The following is a 17,813-nucleotide window of genomic DNA, read 5'->3' as shown; positions in this document are numbered from 1 at the left end:
CCGCCGTCCCGGCCGGCCCCGCCCCCGACCCCGGGCCCGCGCTGCTCGGACCGCTCCACCGGCACGCCGCCGCCGGTTTCCACCTCGACGCCGTCTACGACCGGCTCTTCGTCCGGCCCGTCCGCGCCGCCGCCGCCCTCGTCCGCTTCCTCGACCGCGAGGTCGTGGACGCGTACGTCAGCGGCGCGGGCGCCGGGCCCCGGCTGCTCGGCAGCCTCGTCCGCCGCGCCCAGACGGGCAACGTGCAGAGCTACCTGAGCGCCCTGTTCGCCGGAGCCGTGGTGCTGGCGATCGCCACCGCCGTCCTCGCCAACGTCAACGCCGGATCGTGAGCCGTGAGTCAGCCGTGATCGATATCAGCCCGACCGTGATGCAGTTCCTCCTGGTGTTCGCCGTGGCCGCACCGCTCCTCGGCGCCGCTGCGGCCCTCCTGCCGGCCCCGCCCGGACTCAAGGGCCGCAGCCCCGAACAGGCCGTGCTCCGCCACGGCGTGACCGTGACCGGCGCGGTCCTCGTCGCCGCGCTCGCCCTCGCCGCCGGCTTCGACCACGGCACCCCCGCCCGCTTCCAGGCGACCACGGACATCAGCTGGATCCCCGCCCTGCACGTCCGGATCCACCTCGGCATCGACGGCATCTCGCTCCCCCTCCTCGTGATGACCGCGCTGCTGTTCTTCCTCTGCGCGCTGTACAGCTACTTCAAGCTCCCCGCAGGCCCCTCCCCGAAGGCCTTCGTCGCGCTGCTCCTCGTCCTCGAAGCCGGCACGCTCGCGACCTTCGCCGTCCTCGACCTGCTGCTGTTCTTCCTCGCCTTCGAGATGGTCCTCATCCCGATGTACTTCCTCATCGCCCGCTGGGGCGGTGCCCAGCGGCAGGCCGCCGCCTGGAAGTTCATCCTGTACACCCTCCTCGGCTCCGTGGTCATGCTGCTCGGCCTGCTGCTGATCGGCCTGAACAGCGGCACGTTCGACATGGTGGCACTCGCCGCCGACAACGGCCGCGGGCTCACGCACACCACCCAGCTGCTGGCCGCCCTCTCCATCGGCATCGGCCTCGCCGTGAAGACACCGATGTGGCCGCTGCACAGCTGGCTGCCCGACGCCCACACGGCCGCCCCCACCGTCGGCTCCGTCCTGCTGGCCGGCGTCCTGCTGAAGATGGGCACGTACGGGTTCGTCCGGATCCTGCTGCCCGCCACCCCCGGGGGCATGGCCGCCCTCGCCCCGTACCTGGGCGCGTTCGCGGCCGTCGGCATCGTCTACGGATCCCTCGCCTGCCTGTGGCTCGCCCGCAAGGGCAACAAGGGCGACCTCAAGCGGCTCATCGCCTACTCCTCCGTCGGCCACATGGGCTTCGTCCTCCTCGGCATCGCCACCATGACGCCCACCGGGGTCAACGGCGCCCTGTTCGCCAACATCGCGCACGGCCTCATCACCGGCCTGCTCTTCTTCCTCGTCGGCGCCCTCAAGGACCGCTACGGCACCGCCGACCTCGACACCCTCGCCGGAGCCACCGGCGCCGCCCTCTACGGCCGCGCCCCCCGCCTCGGCGGGCTGCTCGCCTTCGCCGCCGTCGCCTCCCTCGGCCTGCCCGGCCTGGCCGGGTTCTGGGGCGAGATGCTGGCCCTGTTCGGCGCCTTCGACCCGGCCGAGGGCCTGTCCCGGCCCGCCTTCCTCACCTGGATGGCCCTCGGCGCCTTCGGCACCCTGCTCACCGCCGCCTACCTGCTGATCGTCGTACGGCGCGTGTGCATGGGCGACCCCGCGCAGCAGCCGCGGGCCGGGGCCGGCGCCGTGCCCGCCCTCGCGGACGTCCAGGGGTACGAGTTCGCGGCCTGGACCCCGCTCGTCGCCCTCACCGTCCTCGCCGGCCTGTGGCCCGCGGTCCTCCTCGGCCTCACCGATCCGGCCGTCCAGAAGCTCCTCGCAGGAGGCAACGCATGACGGCCCTGAACACGGCCAAGGCCCCGGCCACCGCCGCCGATGCCACGGTCGGCGCCGCCGACGGCGCCGCGGCGAGCCTGGTCCAGAGCGTCGACTGGCTCGCGATCATGCCGGTGGTCGTTCCCGCCGCCGTCGCCCTGGTCGTGCTCGTCGCCGACCTCTTCCTCGCCGAGCACCGCAAGCCGCTGCTCGGCTGGGCCTCCGTGGCCGGCCTCGCCGCCGCCACCGCCTCCCTGCTGCCGCTGCGCGCCGGCGACCGGGCCACGTTCTGCCTCACCGGCGACCCGGCCGCCTGCAGCTACACCGCCGACCACTTCACCCTGGTCATCCAGTTCCTGGTGCTGGCCGGCGCCCTCGTCACCGCCCTGCTGTCGCTCACCGCCGTCCGCGACGCACGCATGCCGGCCGGCGAGTACTGGTTCCTGCTGCTCTCCTCCGCCGCCGGCGCGGCCCTGCTGCCCGCCTCCCGCGACCTCGCCACGCTGATCGTGGCCCTGGAAGTCGCCTCCCTGCCCGCCTTCGCCCTCGTCGGCATGCGCCGCGGCGACCGGCTCTCCTCCGAGGCCGCCCTCAAGTTCTTCCTGTCCTCGGTCACGGCCACCGCCGTCTCCCTGTTCGGCATCAGCCTCGTGTACGCCGCCACCGGCTCCCTGCACCTGGTCCAGGTCGCCGACCGGCTGGAGGACGTCCCGGGCCAGCTCGACACCCTCGCCATGGCCGGTGTCGCGCTCACCCTCGTCGGCTTCGCCTTCAAGACCGCGGCCGTGCCCTTCCACTTCTGGGTGCCGGACACCTACGTCGGCGCGCCGCTGCCCGTCGCCGGCTACCTGTCCGTGATCGGCAAGGCCGTCGGCTTCACCGGCCTCATCCTCGTCACCGTCATCGCCTTCCCGGCGTACTCGGACATCTGGGGCCCCGCCCTCGCCGTCCTCGCCGCGCTCACCATGACGCTCGGGAACGCCGCCGCGCTGCGCCAGTCCGCCGACCGGCCCGGCGGCGCCGTACGGCTGCTCGCCTGGTCCTCCGTCGGCCAGGCCGGCTACCTGCTCGTCCCCATCGCCGCCGCCGCGTACTCCGGCCGCGACCAGATCGGCTCCACCGTCGCCTACGCCCTCATGTACGCCGCCGTGAACCTCGGCGCCTTCGCCGTCGCCGCCCTCGTCGGCCGGACGCGGCCGCTGCAGCGGATCAGGGACTACCGCGGCCTGTACGCCGAGCGGCCCGCCGCCGCCCTCGCCATGGCCTTCTTCCTGCTCTGCCTGGCCGGCCTGCCGCCCGGCATCATCGGCCTGTTCGCCAAGGTCGCCGTCTTCGGCTCCGCAGTGGACGCCGGCCTCGGCTGGCTGGCCGTGGTCATGGCCGTCAACGTCGTCATCGCCCTCTACTACTACCTGCGCTGGACCGCGGTGCTCTTCCGCGCCCCGGAACCGCTCCCGGCCGCCGCAGACGCCGCCGCGGGGGGCCCTGCCGGCACGCCGTGGCCCGTCGTCGCCGCGATCGCCGTCACGGCCGCCGTCTCGGTGGTGCTGTCGGGAGACCCGCAGCTGGTGCTGCGCTTCGCGGCGGGCGGCCTCTTCCCGCTGTAGCCGCGGACCGCTCACCCGGAGGGAGCAGCGCCCGTCCGAGCCCTGCGCCCCGCCGCCGGGGCGGCACGGCAGGGGCGCGGCGGCCCCGGTGGCCCCGCCGGCCGGGAACCGGACGCCCTCACCTCGCGTTGACCAGGAAGGAAGGGTCCACTGGACCGTGGGCCCCTCGCGAGGTCCCCTGCCGCACCACTTGGAGGGCGTACCGTGCACCGCCGGCACAACGGGCTGAAGACCGCCGTACTCCTCGGCGGGCTGTCCGCACTCATCATCTTCATCGGGAGCCTCTTCGGGCGGGGCGGCCTGATCATCGCCGTCGTCGTCGCCCTCGCCACCAACGCGTACGCGTACTGGAACAGCGACAAGCTGGCTCTACGCGCGATGCGCGCCCGCCCCGTGAGCGAATTCGAGGCCCCCGCGCTCTACCGCATGGTGCGCGAGCTCTCCACGTCCGCGCGCCAGCCCATGCCCCGGCTCTACATCTCGCCCACCGACGCGCCGAACGCCTTCGCCACCGGCCGCAACCCGCGCAACGCCGCGGTCTGCTGCACCGAGGGGATCCTGCGCATCCTCGACGAGCGCGAGCTGCGCGGAGTCATCGGCCACGAGCTGAGCCACGTCTACAACCGCGACATCCTGATCTCGTCCGTCGCCGGAGCACTCGCCTCCGTGATCATGTTCCTGGTGAACTTCGCCTGGCTCATACCGATCGGCCGCTCCGACGACGACGAGGGGCCCGGCATCCTCGGCTTCCTGCTGATCATGATCCTGGGCCCGCTGGCCGCGTCCGTGATCCAGCTGGCCATCAGCCGGTCCCGCGAGTACGAGGCCGACGCCTCCGGCGCCCAGCTCACCGGAGACCCGCTCGCCCTGGCCGACGCCCTGCGCAAGCTGGACGCCGGCGTCAAGCAGCGCCCCCTGGCCCCCGAGCCCAGACTGGAGACCGCGAGCCACATGATGATCGCCAATCCGTTCCGCCCCGGCGCAGGTCTTTCTAAGATGTTCTCCACGCACCCTCCGATGGCCGAGCGCATCGCCCGGCTCGAACAGATGGCAGGCCGCAGTCAGTGAAGACCATCCTCAACATCATTTGGCTCGTGCTCAGCGGCATCTGGCTGTTCCTGGGCTACTGCCTCGCAGGCGTACTGCTGTGCATCACCGTCATCGGCATCCCGTTCGGCATAGCGGCGTTCCGCATCGCGGTCTACGCCCTGTGGCCCTTCGGGTACACCACGGTCGAGCGCCACGACGCGGGCGCCGGATCCTGCATCGGCAACGTGCTGTGGCTCGTCCTGGCGGGCTGGTGGCTGGCCCTGGGCCACATCGCGACCGGCATCGCGCTGTGCATCACGATCATCGGGATCCCGTTCGGCATCGCCAACTTCAAGATGGTCCCGCTCTCCCTGCTCCCGCTGGGCCGCGAGATCGTCCCCACCGACGCCCCGTTCGCGTCCCGGTAAGCCGTTCGGCGGCGCCACCCCAACCCCCGGGCAGGAAGAACCAGTGTCGGCTGCGATCACGGGCACGACCCTGTCGGTCATCGTGCCGATGTACAACGAGGAAGAAGCCCTTCCCGCCCTGGTGGCACGCCTCCGGCCGGTACTGGACGGCACGGGGGCCGCGTACGAGGTGGTGGCCGTCGACGACGGCAGCACCGACCGGACCGCCGAACTCCTGGAGGAGTTCCGCACCGACTGGCCGGAGCTGCGGATCGTCCGGCTGCGCGGCAACTCCGGCCACCAGGCCGCCCTGCGCGCCGGCCTGCACCGCTCGCTCGGCGCGTACGTCGCCAGCATCGACGCCGACCTCCAGGACCCGCCGGAGAAGATCCCGGAGATGCTGGACCTCGCCCGCTCCCGGCAGCTCGACATCGTCTACGGCGTCCGCTCCGACCGCAGCACCGACACCGGCTTCAAACGCCACACCGCAGGCGCCTACTACTGGCTGATGCGCCGCCTGGTCGGCAAGCAGGTGCCCGCGCAGGCCGGGGACTTCCGGCTGCTCAGCCGCGAGGCCGTCGAAGCCCTCAAGGCGCTGCCCGACCAGCAGCAGGTCTACCGCCTGCTCGTGCCCTGGCTCGGCTTCCCCAGCGGCCAGGTCACCTACCGGCGGGGCGAACGGGTCGCCGGCGAGACCAAGTACCCGCTGAGCAAGATGATCCGGCTCGCCGTCGACGGCATCACGAACTTCTCCGCGGCCCCGCTGCGGCTGGCGACCTGGCTCGGCGTGGTCAGCTTCCTCGCCTGCCTCGTGATGATCGCCGTCTCGGTCGGGGTCTTCCTGGCCGGGCAGACGGTGCCCGGCTGGACCTCGCTGTTCGTCGCCATGCTCTTCCTCGGCGGCATCCAGCTGATCTGCGTGGGCCTGCTGGGCGAATACATCGGCCGCATCTACACCGCGGTCCAGCGCCGCCCCACCTACTTCGTCGGCTACGACTCGGCGCGCGACGGCACCCCGAAGCCCCCGGACCCGAACCGCCCCTGAGGCGCATGCCGCCGACGCCCTCGCCGGGCCGCTCAGCCGCCGCCCCCCGCGGCGGCCGGCCACCCGGGGCAGCCCGGCCGTACTCCCACCCGTGCAGGGCGGTCGGGCAGGCGGGGTCGAGGGGCGCAGCCCGCTCGGGTCCAGCCCCCACCGGCTGCCCGGCGTCCAGCGCGTCGAGCAGCTTCGGCAGCCGTAGGGAACCGGCGTTGCCCAGGACCCGTACGCACAGCTCCCCGCCCTCCTCCGCCACCTGCTCGACCTGCCCGCGGGATCTCCCAGGCCGCCTTGGCGGTGGCGACGCCCGGGCCGGCCGGCACCCCTCGAAGAGGTTCCTGGACACGAGCGCGGCCGCCGTCGCCACCGGCACCGGGCACGTCAGGTGAGTGCGGAAGCTCCCGAACCCGCGGCGGACGTTGCCGCCGGCACGAACGGACCATCGGAGTTGCTCTGGTCCGGTGGACACGGACGGGCTTGCGCCACGTCGGGGAGCCGACAGCAGGAGAGCGTGATCGGCTGGTTCCGGCACACCGCGCCGTCCGGGCCCGTGCCATGGCGGCCCGAGGCCGGCCCCAGGCCGACGGACGACGCACGCCCCGAGCTGCCATCCGGTGCAGAAGAAAGAGGAGCCCCATGCCCTTGAAGAACAGCCGAACGAAGGCTCCTCTCCCCGATGTGCGGCGATCATTTCCCGCTCCGCTCCTGGTCGCAGCCGGCCTGGCGGTCACGGCTGCGGTCGCGCTCCCGGGACCGCTCGCCCACGCCGCCCCCATCTCCCTGAGGTGCTCGGTCCCGGACCTCGTCGAGGCGATCAACAGGGCGAACAGCTCACCGGGCGCCGACACCATCCGCCTGGCCCGCAAGTGCACCTACAAACTGGTGGCCCCCGACCCCGGCAGCCCCGCCAACGGCCTGCCGGCCATCGCCAGCGACATCACCATCGAAGGAAACGGCGCCACGATCAAGCGTGATGCGTCGGCGCCGGACTTCCGCATCCTGCTGGTGGACAGCGGGGGCACCCTGACCCTCAACCAGACAACGATCAAGGGCGGCAGGGCGACGGACTGCCCCGGATTCCCCGACCCCCCGGGGCTGGTCTGCGGTGGCGGCATCAACAACCTGGGGATCCTGACCGTCAACCACAGCCGGGTGATCGACAACACCGCCACGTCCGACGTCTATGCCCAGGGCGGCGGCATCGACAGCGTCGGCACGGCGACCCTGAACGACACCGAAGTCAGCGGCAACACCGCCCGCTACACCGGGACGGAGCCGAGTGCTGCCGCGGGCGGCGGGATCGCCAATGACGGCCCGCTGACGGTCAACCACAGCCGCGTGCGCCACAACACCGTCCGCGTCACCGCGAACGTGGACAACTTCGCCTCCGGCGCCGGCATCGCCAGCTTCGCCCAGACGACGATCAAGTACACCACCATCAGCCACAACCACGCCAGCGCCCCGGGCGGTACGGTGCGCGGCGCTCTGACGAACGGCATCCCCTCGCCGGGCACGATGGCCGTGACCGACACCGTCATCCGCGACAACACCTCCAGCGCTCCGGACGGCACCGTCCTGGGCGGCGGGGTCGGGAGCGGGGGCGCACTGTCCATGACCCGCAGCCGCGTCATCGACAACCGCGCCACCGCCCCGAACGGCACGGCGCGGGGCGGTGGGATCAGCATCGGTGCCGTCGGTGCACTCACCCTGGACAGCACCGAGGTACAGGGCAACACCGCCAGTGCCCCGGACGGCGGCACCGCCCTCGGCGGCGGCATCATCAACGGTCTCGGCGGCACCGTGACGGCCGAGCGGTCACACATCACCGAGAACACCGCCAGCGCCCCGGACGGCGGCACCGCCCAGGGCGGCGGCCTCTTCAGCGCCGTCGGCTCCACCACCCTGAACCGGAGCACGGTCACGGGCAACACGGCCGGCGACGGGGGCGGCATCTACGAGGAATCGGGCACGGTCACCCTGAACGACACCAGGGTCAAGCGCAACCGCCCGAACAACTGCGCCCCGCTGGGCACCGTTCCCGGCTGCACCGGCTGACCTCGCGGGCGGGAGCCTGCCATACCGTCCACCTCGTCGTTGCACTGCGCGACGGCGAGGTGGCCGCGACACGGGAGACCCGGGAGGCGCGCGCCGCGCCCCGAGCCGGGCCGTAAGCCCTGGCTCGGGAACCTGCCGTGCGCGAGCGGTGGCGGGGGCAGGGCGTCGCACGGCGCCTGCACGAACGCGGCCGTGGGCAGGCGCGGACCTGTATGACGTGATGCTGCCCGCCCCGGGGCGAGGCAGTCCTCCCGCGCGCGCCGACTCGGCCGCGAGCCGTAGATCACGCTCGACACGTGCAGGCACCTGCGGCCGGACGAGGAGGACACAACGAGGGCGGCGGTGGAGTTCACCCCCGGCGATGTGCCCCCGTTGTGCCCTGCTCGCCCGGCCTGACTGCGTTTGTGCAGGTCAGAAGGTTTGTCAGCGGTAGTTCACGAACTGGATCGCGAAGTCCAGGTCCTTGCCCTTCAGCAGCGCCTGGACGGCCTGGAGGTCGTCGCGGCTCTTGGAGCTGACGCGCAGCTCGTCACCCTGGACCTGCGCCTTGACGCCCTTCGGGCCCTCGTCGCGGATCATCTTCGCCACCTTCTTGGCGTTCTCCTGGGAGATGCCCTCCTCGATCGAGGCGAAGATCTTGTACTCCTTGCCGGACAGCTGCGGCTCGCCGGCGTCCAGCGCCTTGAGCGAGATGCCGCGCTTGACCAGCTTGGTCTCGAACACGTCGAGGACGGCCTTGACCCGGTCCTCCGAGTTCGCCTCCATCAGGATCTTCTCGCCGGACCAGGAGATGGAGGCGCCGGTGCCCTTGAAGTCGTAGCGCTGCGAGAGTTCCTTGGCGGCCTGGTTGAGGGCGTTGTCGACCTCCTGCCGCTCGACCTTCGAGACGATGTCGAAACTGGAGTCGGCCATGTGCTGTGGCTCCTTGATGTCGGCTGTCGATGCCCCGGTGGGGCCGCGGCCGGCCGTACCCGGCCCGCTCGGCAAAGCCTAGCCACCGCACCCGCCGACAGCGCTGATCAATCAGGTGGCGAAGCATCCCGGAGCATCGGGTATTGTTTACGTCGTTGCCAGGGAGCACCGCCGCAAAGCGGTCTCGAAGGCGATATCCCATGGCGGTGTGCCCGAGTGGCCAATGGGAGCGGACTGTAAATCCGTCGGCTTAGCCTACCCAGGTTCGAATCCTGGCGCCGCCACATGGAGAGAACGGCCCCTGATCTGCGGAAACGCGGTCAGGGGCCGTTCTGCATGGGGACCGGCGCCGACGGAAAATACGGCGCGGCCGGAGGCCGGATACGGGCATGATGGCCGCGTGAACCGCATTCCCGGCCGAAAGGCCCATGCCGCGTAAGGCACCCGCGCAGGTCCGGCGAGACCTGCAGCGCATCCCGCGCCCGCCGCACGGCGGGCGGGCCATCCCCGGGATCTCCGGCACGTTCCTGGCCGGGATCGGCCGCGTCGAGCGGCGCCTGTACGAGCCCGGCGCCACGCACGCCGCGTGGCTCGGCTGGCGCGAGCTCGCGCACGGCCCAGGGCCCCGGTTCGTCTACCCGGACTTCCGGATGCACTACCCGTGCTGTGAGCCGCCCTGGGGCGGGGACCACCGGCAGGTGCTGGAGGACATCGGCCGCGCGCTCCCGCCGGGGGCGGCGCGACAGCTGCGAGCCGTGCTCACGCCGCTCGACGAGCGGTTCCTCGCCCGTACGCTTCCCGATCCGTACGCCGCCCCGGGCGATCCGTGGTGGCGCCGGCGACTGGAGAGCCCGTGAGCGGGGGCGCTGCGTTGGTCCGCGAGCCGTCGTACGAGGCCCTGCTGCCCGCGGGGAGCACGGCGAACAGGATTCCGTCGGGCGGTCCGACGACGAGGCCGCCGCCGACCTCTGACCGGCCGTCACCGGTCGTCACCGGGCTTCTGCTCAGTTGCCCGCCACGTCCTTGACGGCCACCGTCACCGGGACCGAGCCGGCGACCAGCTCCAGGGTCAGGCCCGCCGTCGCCGGCGTTTCGAGGAGCTCCGCCAGCACCGCGGCCACGTCGTCGCGGGGCACGGCGCCGCCGCCCGCGTGCGCCTCCAGGCGCACCAGCCCCGTCCCGGGGTCGTCGACCAGCGACCCCGGGCGCAGGACGGTCCACTCCAGGCCGAGGCGGGTACGGACGTGGTCGTCCGCCTCGCCCTTCGCCCGCAGGTAGGCGTCGAACACGTCGTCGCCCTCGTGCTGCGCGTTCGCACCCATCGAAGACACGATCAGGAAGCGCCGCACCCCTGCCCGTTCGGCCGCATCGGCGAACAGCACCGCCGCGCCCCGGTCCACCGTGTCCTTGCGGGCGATGCCGCTGCCCGGGCCCGCGCCCGCCGCGAACACCGCGGCCTCCGCGCCCTGCAGGATGCCGGCCACGTGCTCGACCGTCGCCGACTCCAGGTCGCACAGCACCGGCTCGGCGCCCGCCTCCCGGAGGTCGTCGCCCTGCGTCCGGTCGCGGATGATGCCCGCGACCTCGTACCCGCGCACGGTGAGCAACCGCTCCAGCCGCAACGCGATCTGACCGTGTCCACCCGCGATGACGATGCGCATGAGCCGACCGTACGACGACCCGGGCCCGGCCGCCCGCGCATACCCGCCGGACGCTCAGGCACCCGGCTCCATACGGCCCTGCCGGGGCAGGTCCAGGGCCACCGCGACCGCCGAGTCGCAGTACTCCCGTACGGCGCTCGTCCGGGCGACCACCCGGCCGCGGTGGATCACGATCCGGCTGTACGCGAGGGACAGCACCCCGGCGATCCGGTCCCCGCGCACCGCGAGCAGCTCCGCCGGGAACCCGGCCTCCACCCGTACCTCCGGCAGGCCCATCGCCTCCCGGGCGGCGGCGCTCACCGTGTCGTAGGCCTCCGTCGGCCGCAGCCCGCCCTGGGAGGCCAGCAGGTACGCGGCCTCCAGCGGGTCGCCCCGCCCGACCGGGTTCCCGGCGTCGCGCAGGGCCCCGCTGCCGGCCGCGACCCGCACCCCGGCGGCACGCAGCAGCCGTACGGGGGCGGTGCGCAGGCCCCGCCGCTCCAGGGCCGCACAGTCGCCCTGGGGCAGGCAGGTCACCCGTACGCCGGCCGCGGCCAGCCGGTCGGCGGCCCGCTGGGCCACCTCCAGCGGGAGCCGGGACAGGCCGCCGCAGGGGCCGATCGTCACGCCCGGCCGCATCTCCTCGGCCATCTCGGCGAGCCGGGCCAGCCGGCCGGGGTCGTCACCGTCCGTGTGCAGGTCCACCGGGCAGCCGTGCTCGGCGGCGAGCTCCAGCACGGCCTCCGCGAAGCCCGCCGGGTCCGGGTCGAGGTCCGGGCAGCCACCGATCACGGAGGCGCCCATCCTGACCGCGTCCCGCAGCACGGCGAGCCCGTCCGCGCCCGAGGTCCCGGTCAGCAGACGGGGCGCGGCCACCGCGCTCACGTCCGCGAGCCCGCGCAGCGAGCGGCGGGCCGCGAGGACGGCCTCCAGCGCCCCGAGGCCGTGCTCACCGCCGATCCGGACGTGCGAGCGCAAGGCCGTCGCGCCGTGGCCCAGCTGGAGCAGGGCGGCCTCGGTGGCCCGGCGCTGCACCTGGTCCGGCGCGTACGAGACCCGCCCCTCGGCGTCGGCGGTCAGGGCGGTGTCCCCGTGGGAGTGCGGCTCGGCGGGGGCGGGCAGCAGCAGGAAGCCGGACAGGTCCACCCGGGCCGACCCCGCGGAGGACAGGCTGCCGGCGGCGCCGACGGCCTGGATCCGGCCGCCGCCGAGGCGGACGTCGACCGTGCGGCCGTCCGTGAGGCGGGCCCCGGCGAGCAGCAGCGCCGCGGACTCGGCGGCGCCCGCGTGGGCGCCCGGCGCCGGGCCCTCGCCGCGGCTGCCGCGCGGGGAACCCGGGCCGCCCTCGCCGCGGCCGCTGCGCGGGGACGGGGGCGGCTGCTGCGGCTGGCTGTCGGACATCGCGCTCCTGCGGTGGTGCGGTGGTGCGGTGGCTCGGGCGGGTCCTGGGCCGGAGCGGCCGGGAGCCGGGGCGGGGCCCCGCGTGGTGCGGCCCCCGGCCTGCGGCCTGCAGCCCAAGATCACGCAGCGTGCCCCGAGCGTAGGGCGCGAGGCCCCCGCCTTCACGCAGGCACGCAGGCCGCGTTGGTCGTACCGCCGCACCACCGGCCGCCCCGCCGCGCCACCGGCCCGCCACCGCCGGGCCGGCTGCCGTACGCCGGGGCCGGGGGCCGCGTACGGGTCCCCGCGCCGGCCTGCCCGTCCGTCCGCCCACCCCGCCGGCTGGGGGTCCCGGGTCAGCCCCGGCAATGGATTTGGGCGTTCGGCTGGCAACCGTGTAATGTCTTCCTCGCTCGCCCCAATAGCTCAGTCGGTAGAGCGTCTCCATGGTAAGGAGAAGGTCTGCGGTTCGATTCCGCATTGGGGCTCTGGTGAGAGAGGCCCCCCACCCTCGGGTGGGGAGCCGATCACATCAAAGCGGCGTAGCTCAGTCGGTAGAGCAAGCGGCTCATAATCGCTGTGTCACCGGTTCAAGTCCGGTCGCCGCTACCCACAGTAGCCGATTGCGGGGTCGGTCTCCCGATCGGCTACTCTTTTATGCGTTCGATCCGTCCATTAGTCCGTCAAGGAGCACTCACGTGGCTGCCACCGACGTCCGCCCGAAGATCACGCTGGCCTGCGTGGAGTGCAAGGAGCGGAACTACATCACCAAGAAGAACCGGCGTAACAACCCGGACCGTCTTGAGATGAAGAAGCACTGCCCGCGCTGCAACTCGCACACCGCGCACCGCGAGACCCGCTGACACCGGCGCAGTCTCGAACACAGGCAACGCCATGAGGTCGTCCCCTTCAACGGGGGCGGCCTCGTGTCGTTTCCGCGACCTCGAGTCCCTGTCCGTGTCCGTGTCCGTCACTTTCCCCAGGAGGTAGGGAGCCATGGCGCTCGACCAGTCCTTCGTCGGGCGGAGCTACCCGCCCACCGATCCGTACGAGGTCGGCCGCGAGAAGATCCGCGAGTTCGCGGTCGCGGTCGGGGACGAGAACCCCGTCTACACCGACGCCGAAGCCGCCAAGGCCGCCGGCTACCAGGACGTGATCGCCCCGCCGACCTTCGTCTTCGCGATCACCTTCGCGGCCGCGGGCCGGGTCGTCGCCGACCCGCAGCTCGGACTGGACTACAGCCGCGTCGTCCACGGTGACCAGAAGTTCGCCTACCACCGCCCCGTGCGGGCCGGTGACCGGCTCTCGGTGACCTCCACCATCGAGGCCGTGAAGACCCTGGCGGGCAACGACATCATCGACATCCGCGGCGAGGTCCACGACGACGCCGGCGAGCACGTGGTGACCGCGTGGACGAAGCTCGTCTCCCGCGCCCCCGAGGAGGCCTGAGATGACCGCGAAGATCAAGTACGACGAGGTCGAGGTCGGCACCGCACTCCCGGCGGCGTCCTTCCCCGTGACCCGCGCCACGCTCGTCCGGTACGCCGGCGCCTCCGGGGACTTCAACCCGATCCACTGGAACGAGAAGTTCGCCAAGGAGGTCGGCCTCCCGGACGTGATCGCCCACGGCATGTTCACCATGGCCGAGGCCATCCGCGTCGTCACCGACTGGACCGGCGACCCGGGTGCGGTCGTCGAGTACGGCGTCCGCTTCACCAAGCCGGTCGTGGTCCCGAACGACGACACCGGCGCCCTGATCGAGGTCAGCGGCAAGGTCGCCGCCAAGCTCGACGACAACAAGGTCCGGGTGGACCTGACCGCGATGAGCGCCGGCCAGAAGGTGCTGGGCATGTCGCGGGCCGTGGTCCGGCTGGCCTGAGGCAGCCGGTCGGCGCAGTCGGGGCAACAGGGGCGTCCGCAGCACCGTCGTGGGCGCCCCTTTCCCACCCCTTGCAAAGTAAGTGATTGGACACTAACTTTGTCTCCATGGTGAGGATGAGCGCAGAGGAACGGCGCGAGAGCGTCATTCGCGCGGCGATGCACGAATTCGCCCGCGGCGGATACCACGGCACCTCCACCGAGGCGATCGCCAAGCGCGTCGGTGTCTCTCAGCCGTACCTCTTCCGGCTCTTCCCCAACAAGCAGGCGATCTTCGTCGCCGCGGCCACCCGCTGCCTGGAGGACACCCGCCGGGTCTTCGACCGGGCCGCCGAGGGGCTCCACGGTGCCGAGGCGCTGGCCGCCATGGCCGGGGCCTACACCCGGCTGATCGCCGAGGACCCCGACAAACTCCAGCTCCAGATGCAGATGTACGTCGCCGTGGCCGCCGCCGAGCGGGACGGGGACCGGGAGTTCGGCGAACTGGTCCGGGCCGGCTGGCTCCGACTCTGGGACGCCGTCCACCTGCCGCTCGGCGGGGACGTCACCGAGACCACCGGCTTCATGGCGTACGGGATGCTCATCAACGCCCTGGCCGCCATGGGGTTCCCGCCGGAACACCGGGTCTGGGCGGGGCTGGACCCCGAAGGCAAAGTCAAAGCCGAAGCCGAGGCCCGGGCCGAAGGCGAAACCGGAGCCGGCGAGGGCGCGTGAGGTCCGGCCCGCCGGGTCCTGTGCGCTCGCCCCACACCGGGCCTCCGCTTTGCGCGCAGAAGTTAGTCATCAATCACTAGCTCGTACAGCCCGCTCCACTCCACTCCTGTCCGTGCACGACCCGTACGAAGGAGCTCAGCCGTGCCCGACATGCCCTGGACCACCCCCACCGCTCCCGCCCCCGACGCCGAGGTCTACGTCATGGCCTCCCGCTTCGAGACGAAGACCCTGCTCGGGGCCCTCCGCTTCGCCCTCAGGTCGCCCGGGATCGTGCTGCAGATCCGCAAGGCCCCCGGCGCCCACGGCGCCGCCCTCCGGGCCCGGATCGGAGCCCGGACGTTCCTCACCCTCTCGGCCTGGGAGAACCGCGACGCCCTCCACCGGTTCGCCCGCAGCGAGCCGCACCGCTCCAACGCCCGCGCCGCCGCCGCGTTCATGAAGGATTCGGCCTTCACCTTCTGGACCGCCCCGGCCTCCGAGCTGCCCATCGGCTGGGAGGAGGCCGAGCGCCGGCTCGCCGCCGAGCAGGCCCGGTACTGACCGCCGGGACGTACGGTCCGTGGCCCCGCCGGGAACCCGCGGCCGCGGACCGTACTCTTGTCCACGTGCAGGAACTCCACGACGCCCCCCTCGCCCCGCTGACCACGTTCCGCCTCGGCGGGCCCGCCACCCGGCTGGTCACCGCGACCACCGACGCCGAGGTGGTCGAGGCCGTCCGCGCCGCGGACGAGAGCGGCACCCCGCTCCTCGTCATCGGCGGCGGCAGCAACCTGGTCATCGGCGACCGCGGCTTCGACGGCACCGCCCTGCGCATCGCCACCACCGGCTTCCACCTCGACGGCACCACCCTGGAACTCGCCGCCGGCGAGAACTGGTCCGACGCCGTCGCCCGCACCGTCGAGGCGGGCCTCGCCGGCATCGAATGCCTCGCCGGAATCCCCGGCTCCGCCGGCGCGACCCCGATCCAGAACGTCGGCGCGTACGGCCAGGAGGTCTGCGACACCATCACCGAGGTCGTCGCCTACGACCGCACCCTCCGCGAGACCGTCACCCTGACCGCCGCCGAGTGCGCCTTCTCGTACCGCGACAGCCTCTTCAAGCACCAGCCCGAGCGGTACGTCGTCCTGCGCGTCCGCTTCGCCCTGGAGGACGCCGGCGGCCTCTCCGCGCCGATCAAGTACCCGGAGACCGCCCGCGCCCTCGGCGTCGGGGCCGGCGACCGCGTCCCGGCCGCCGCCGCCCGCGAGACCGTGCTGCGCCTGCGCGCCGGCAAGGGCATGGTCCTCGACCCCGCCGACCACGACACCTGGTCCGCCGGCTCCTTCTTCCACAACCCGATCCTGACCGACGAGGCGTACGCCGCCTTCCTCGCCCGCGCCCAGGAGCGCCTCGGCCCCGACACCACACCGCCCGCCTACCCGGCCGGCGAGGGCCGTACGAAGACCAGCGCCGCCTGGCTCATCGACAAGGCCGGCTTCACCAAGGGCTACGGCACCGGCCCCGCCCGGATCTCCACCAAGCACACCCTCGCCCTCACCAACCGCGGCGAGGCCACCACCGAGGACCTGCTCACCCTGGCCCGCGAGGTCGTGGCGGGCGTCCACGCGGCCTTCGGCGTCACCCTGGTCAACGAGCCGGTGACGGTCGGCGTCAGCATCTGAGGAGCCCCGGCCGCCATGCTCTGTCCACGGCACGGGGCCGGAACGGACCCCACCCGCCTGGTGGGACGCACGATCAGCCGCATCGTCGCGTCCTGGCACGTCTGCGAGGGCGAACGCTCCGAGGCGCCCCTGGACGTCTGGCTCATCGACAGCGAGGGCGATTCCACCAGGATCAGCACCGGGTCCGACGGCTGCCTGATCGTCGAGTCCGCCGCCCCCCACGCGTCCCACGACATGGGGGAGTGGGGCCGCATAGAGGTCGGCGAGGACCTCGGCGACCACCCCTTCCTGCGCCACCTCGGCGACACCGTGGCGCGGGTGTCCGAGTTCGCGGTGCCCGAGACCGGCCGCACCCAGCTGGAGATCGGCTTCGGCGACGGCGGCAGGGTCCGGGCCGACTGCTGGCAGGGCGACCTGCGGCTCACCCGCTGACCGGCCGGGCCGACCGCGCGGACCGGCCGGGCCGACCGGCCGGGGACCGGTCGGCTATCCGGCCAGCCAGTGGTCGATCCCGGTCAGCAGCTTGTCCTGCACGTCGTCCGGCGCGGCCGACCCCCGCACCGACTGGCGGGCCAGCTCCGCGAGCTCCGCGTCCGTGAACCCGTGGTGCCGGCGGGCGATCCCGTACTGCGCCGCCAGCCGCGAACCGAACAGCAGCGGGTCGTCCGCGCCCAGCGCCATCGGCACCCCCGCCTCGAACAGCGTGCGCAGCGGCACGTCCTCCGGCCGCTCGTACACCCCGAGCGCCACGTTCGACGCAGGACACACCTCGCAGGTGACCCCCGCCTCGGCGAGCCGCCGCAGCAGCCTCGGGTCCTCGGCGGCCCGCACCCCGTGCCCGATCCGCGCCGCGTGCAGATCGTCCAGGCAGTCCCGGACCGAGGACGGGCCGGTGAGCTCCCCGCCGTGCGGGGCAGCCAGCAGGCCCCCCTCCCGGGCGATGGCGAAGGCCCGGTCGAAGTCCCGGGCCATGCCGCGGCGCTCGTCGTTCGACAGTCCGAAGCCGACGATGCCCCGGTCGGCGTAGCGGACGGCCAGGCGGGCGAGCGTGCGGGCGTCGAGCGGGTGCTTCATGCGGTTGGCCGCGATCAGCACGCGGATGCCGAGCCCGGTGTGGCGGGACGCCGACTCGACCGCGTCCAGGATGACCTCGACCGCCGGGATCAGACCGCCCAGGTGCGGGGCGTACGAGGTGGGGTCGACCTGGATCTCCAGCCAGCCGCAGCCGTCGCGGACGTCCTCCTCCGCGGCCTCGCGGACCAGGCGCTGGATGTCCTCGGGTTGCCGCAGGCACGAGCGGGCGGTGTCGTACAGCCGCTGGAATCGGAACCAGCCGCGCTCGTCGGTGGCGCGGAGCTTCGGCGGCTCGCCGCCGGTCAGCGCCTCGGGCAGGCGCACGCCGTACTTGTCGGCGAGCTCCAGCAGGGTCGACGGCCGCATGGACCCGGTGAAATGCAGGTGCAGATGGGCTTTCGGCAGAAGCGTCAGATCGCGTACGTGCTCCATCAGCCGATCCTGCCGTACCCGTCACCCGTTCGGAACCGGATTCCCTGAACGGGACCTTGCCCGA

General features: G+C 73.0%; 18 protein-coding genes, 3 tRNA genes and 1 pseudogene. 18 read left to right on the top strand and 4 right to left on the bottom strand.

The window, feature by feature from the left end; genetic code table 11:
* The 7 genes and pseudogenes from HYE82_RS09360 to HYE82_RS09330 form a co-directional block, all read left to right on the top strand.
* A pseudogene (locus HYE82_RS09360) lies at positions 1 to 332 on the top strand (NADH-quinone oxidoreductase subunit L); the annotation flags it as partial.
* 14 nt (positions 333 to 346) lie between these two features.
* The gene (locus HYE82_RS09355; RefSeq protein WP_309144248.1) at positions 347 to 1,942 is read left to right on the top strand and encodes an NADH-quinone oxidoreductase subunit M; all 1,596 of its coding nucleotides are present in this window, start codon (positions 347 to 349) and stop codon (positions 1,940 to 1,942) included.
* 107 nt (positions 1,943 to 2,049) lie between these two features.
* On the top strand, positions 2,050 to 3,528 hold the full coding sequence (locus tag HYE82_RS09350) for an NADH-quinone oxidoreductase subunit N (RefSeq protein ID WP_256987032.1): 1,479 nt from the start codon (positions 2,050 to 2,052) through the stop codon (positions 3,526 to 3,528).
* Positions 3,529 to 3,732: 204 nt separating this feature from the next.
* A complete protein-coding gene (gene htpX, locus HYE82_RS09345) occupies positions 3,733 to 4,596 on the top strand; it encodes a zinc metalloprotease HtpX (protein WP_179173482.1) in 864 nt (287 codons plus the stop codon).
* Complete coding sequence (locus tag HYE82_RS09340; protein ID WP_179173481.1) at positions 4,593 to 4,985, top strand: YccF domain-containing protein; 393 nt, start codon at positions 4,593 to 4,595, stop codon at positions 4,983 to 4,985. Before htpX ends, HYE82_RS09340 begins: the two co-directional genes overlap by 4 nt.
* Positions 4,986 to 5,028: 43 nt before the next feature.
* Complete coding sequence (locus tag HYE82_RS09335; RefSeq protein WP_309144247.1) at positions 5,029 to 6,009, top strand: glycosyltransferase family 2 protein; 981 nt, start codon at positions 5,029 to 5,031, stop codon at positions 6,007 to 6,009.
* Positions 6,010 to 6,645: 636 nt separating this feature from the next.
* The gene (locus HYE82_RS09330; protein WP_179173480.1) at positions 6,646 to 8,058 is read left to right on the top strand and encodes a hypothetical protein; all 1,413 of its coding nucleotides are present in this window, start codon (positions 6,646 to 6,648) and stop codon (positions 8,056 to 8,058) included.
* A gap of 423 nt (positions 8,059 to 8,481) precedes the next feature.
* On the opposite strand, the gene HYE82_RS09325 is transcribed toward HYE82_RS09330, so the two are convergent.
* Positions 8,482 to 8,970: a YajQ family cyclic di-GMP-binding protein gene (locus HYE82_RS09325; RefSeq protein ID WP_179173479.1), complete on the bottom strand. Its 489-nt coding sequence runs from the start codon at positions 8,968 to 8,970 to the stop codon at positions 8,482 to 8,484.
* A gap of 202 nt (positions 8,971 to 9,172) precedes the next feature.
* On the opposite strand from HYE82_RS09325, the gene HYE82_RS09320 reads away from it, so the two are divergent.
* Together HYE82_RS09320 and HYE82_RS09315 are read left to right on the top strand one after the other, a co-directional pair.
* Positions 9,173 to 9,254 (top strand) — tRNA-Tyr (locus tag HYE82_RS09320).
* Between the two features lie 144 nt (positions 9,255 to 9,398).
* Entirely contained in the window at positions 9,399 to 9,827 is a 429-nt protein-coding gene (locus HYE82_RS09315; RefSeq protein WP_179173478.1) for a hypothetical protein, read from the top strand.
* 147 nt (positions 9,828 to 9,974) lie between these two features.
* Here the strand turns inward: HYE82_RS09315 and HYE82_RS09310 are convergent, their stop codons facing one another.
* Positions 9,975 to 10,631 (bottom strand): SDR family oxidoreductase, encoded by a 657-nt coding sequence (locus HYE82_RS09310; RefSeq protein WP_179173477.1) that lies wholly within the window; start codon positions 10,629 to 10,631, stop codon positions 9,975 to 9,977.
* A 54-nt stretch (positions 10,632 to 10,685) separates the two neighbouring features.
* Positions 10,686 to 12,011, bottom strand: a complete 1,326-nt coding sequence (locus HYE82_RS09305; RefSeq protein ID WP_179173476.1) for an amidohydrolase family protein — start codon at positions 12,009 to 12,011, stop codon at positions 10,686 to 10,688.
* A 394-nt stretch (positions 12,012 to 12,405) separates the two neighbouring features.
* Between HYE82_RS09305 and HYE82_RS09300 the strand changes: the two genes are divergently transcribed.
* From HYE82_RS09300 to HYE82_RS09260, 9 genes are all read left to right on the top strand, one after another.
* Positions 12,406 to 12,478 (top strand) — tRNA-Thr (locus HYE82_RS09300).
* A gap of 48 nt (positions 12,479 to 12,526) precedes the next feature.
* A tRNA-Met gene (locus HYE82_RS09295) sits at positions 12,527 to 12,599 on the top strand.
* A gap of 89 nt (positions 12,600 to 12,688) precedes the next feature.
* Positions 12,689 to 12,853 (top strand): 50S ribosomal protein L33, encoded by a 165-nt coding sequence (rpmG, locus tag HYE82_RS09290; RefSeq protein ID WP_003956487.1) that lies wholly within the window; start codon positions 12,689 to 12,691, stop codon positions 12,851 to 12,853.
* A gap of 133 nt (positions 12,854 to 12,986) precedes the next feature.
* Positions 12,987 to 13,439 carry a MaoC family dehydratase N-terminal domain-containing protein gene (locus HYE82_RS09285; RefSeq protein ID WP_179173475.1) on the top strand — a complete coding sequence of 151 codons (453 nt, stop codon included), beginning with the start codon at positions 12,987 to 12,989 and terminating at the stop codon, positions 13,437 to 13,439.
* Between the two features lies 1 nt (position 13,440).
* On the top strand, positions 13,441 to 13,869 hold the full coding sequence (locus tag HYE82_RS09280; RefSeq protein WP_179173474.1) for a MaoC family dehydratase: 429 nt from the start codon (positions 13,441 to 13,443) through the stop codon (positions 13,867 to 13,869).
* Between the two features lie 107 nt (positions 13,870 to 13,976).
* Positions 13,977 to 14,582: a TetR/AcrR family transcriptional regulator gene (locus tag HYE82_RS09275; RefSeq protein ID WP_179173473.1), complete on the top strand. Its 606-nt coding sequence runs from the start codon at positions 13,977 to 13,979 to the stop codon at positions 14,580 to 14,582.
* 150 nt (positions 14,583 to 14,732) lie between these two features.
* Positions 14,733 to 15,122, top strand: a complete 390-nt coding sequence (locus HYE82_RS09270) for a DUF3291 domain-containing protein (protein WP_218782423.1) — start codon at positions 14,733 to 14,735, stop codon at positions 15,120 to 15,122.
* A complete protein-coding gene (locus tag HYE82_RS09265) occupies positions 15,119 to 16,243 on the top strand; it encodes a UDP-N-acetylmuramate dehydrogenase (RefSeq protein WP_218782422.1) in 1,125 nt (374 codons plus the stop codon). Before HYE82_RS09270 ends, HYE82_RS09265 begins: the two co-directional genes overlap by 4 nt.
* 15 nt (positions 16,244 to 16,258) lie before the next feature.
* Entirely contained in the window at positions 16,259 to 16,675 is a 417-nt protein-coding gene (locus tag HYE82_RS09260) for a hypothetical protein (RefSeq protein WP_179173470.1), read from the top strand.
* 54 nt (positions 16,676 to 16,729) lie between these two features.
* Here the strand turns inward: HYE82_RS09260 and HYE82_RS09255 are convergent, their stop codons facing one another.
* Positions 16,730 to 17,749: an adenosine deaminase gene (locus HYE82_RS09255; RefSeq protein WP_179173469.1), complete on the bottom strand. Its 1,020-nt coding sequence runs from the start codon at positions 17,747 to 17,749 to the stop codon at positions 16,730 to 16,732.
* Positions 17,750 to 17,813: the final 64 nt, after the last annotated feature.

The sequence above is a fragment of the Streptomyces sp. BR123 genome, assembly GCF_013401435.1.
In the GTDB taxonomy this organism is placed as follows: domain Bacteria; phylum Actinomycetota; class Actinomycetes; order Streptomycetales; family Streptomycetaceae; genus Streptomyces.
This window is presented reverse-complemented; position numbering and strand designations above follow the sequence as displayed.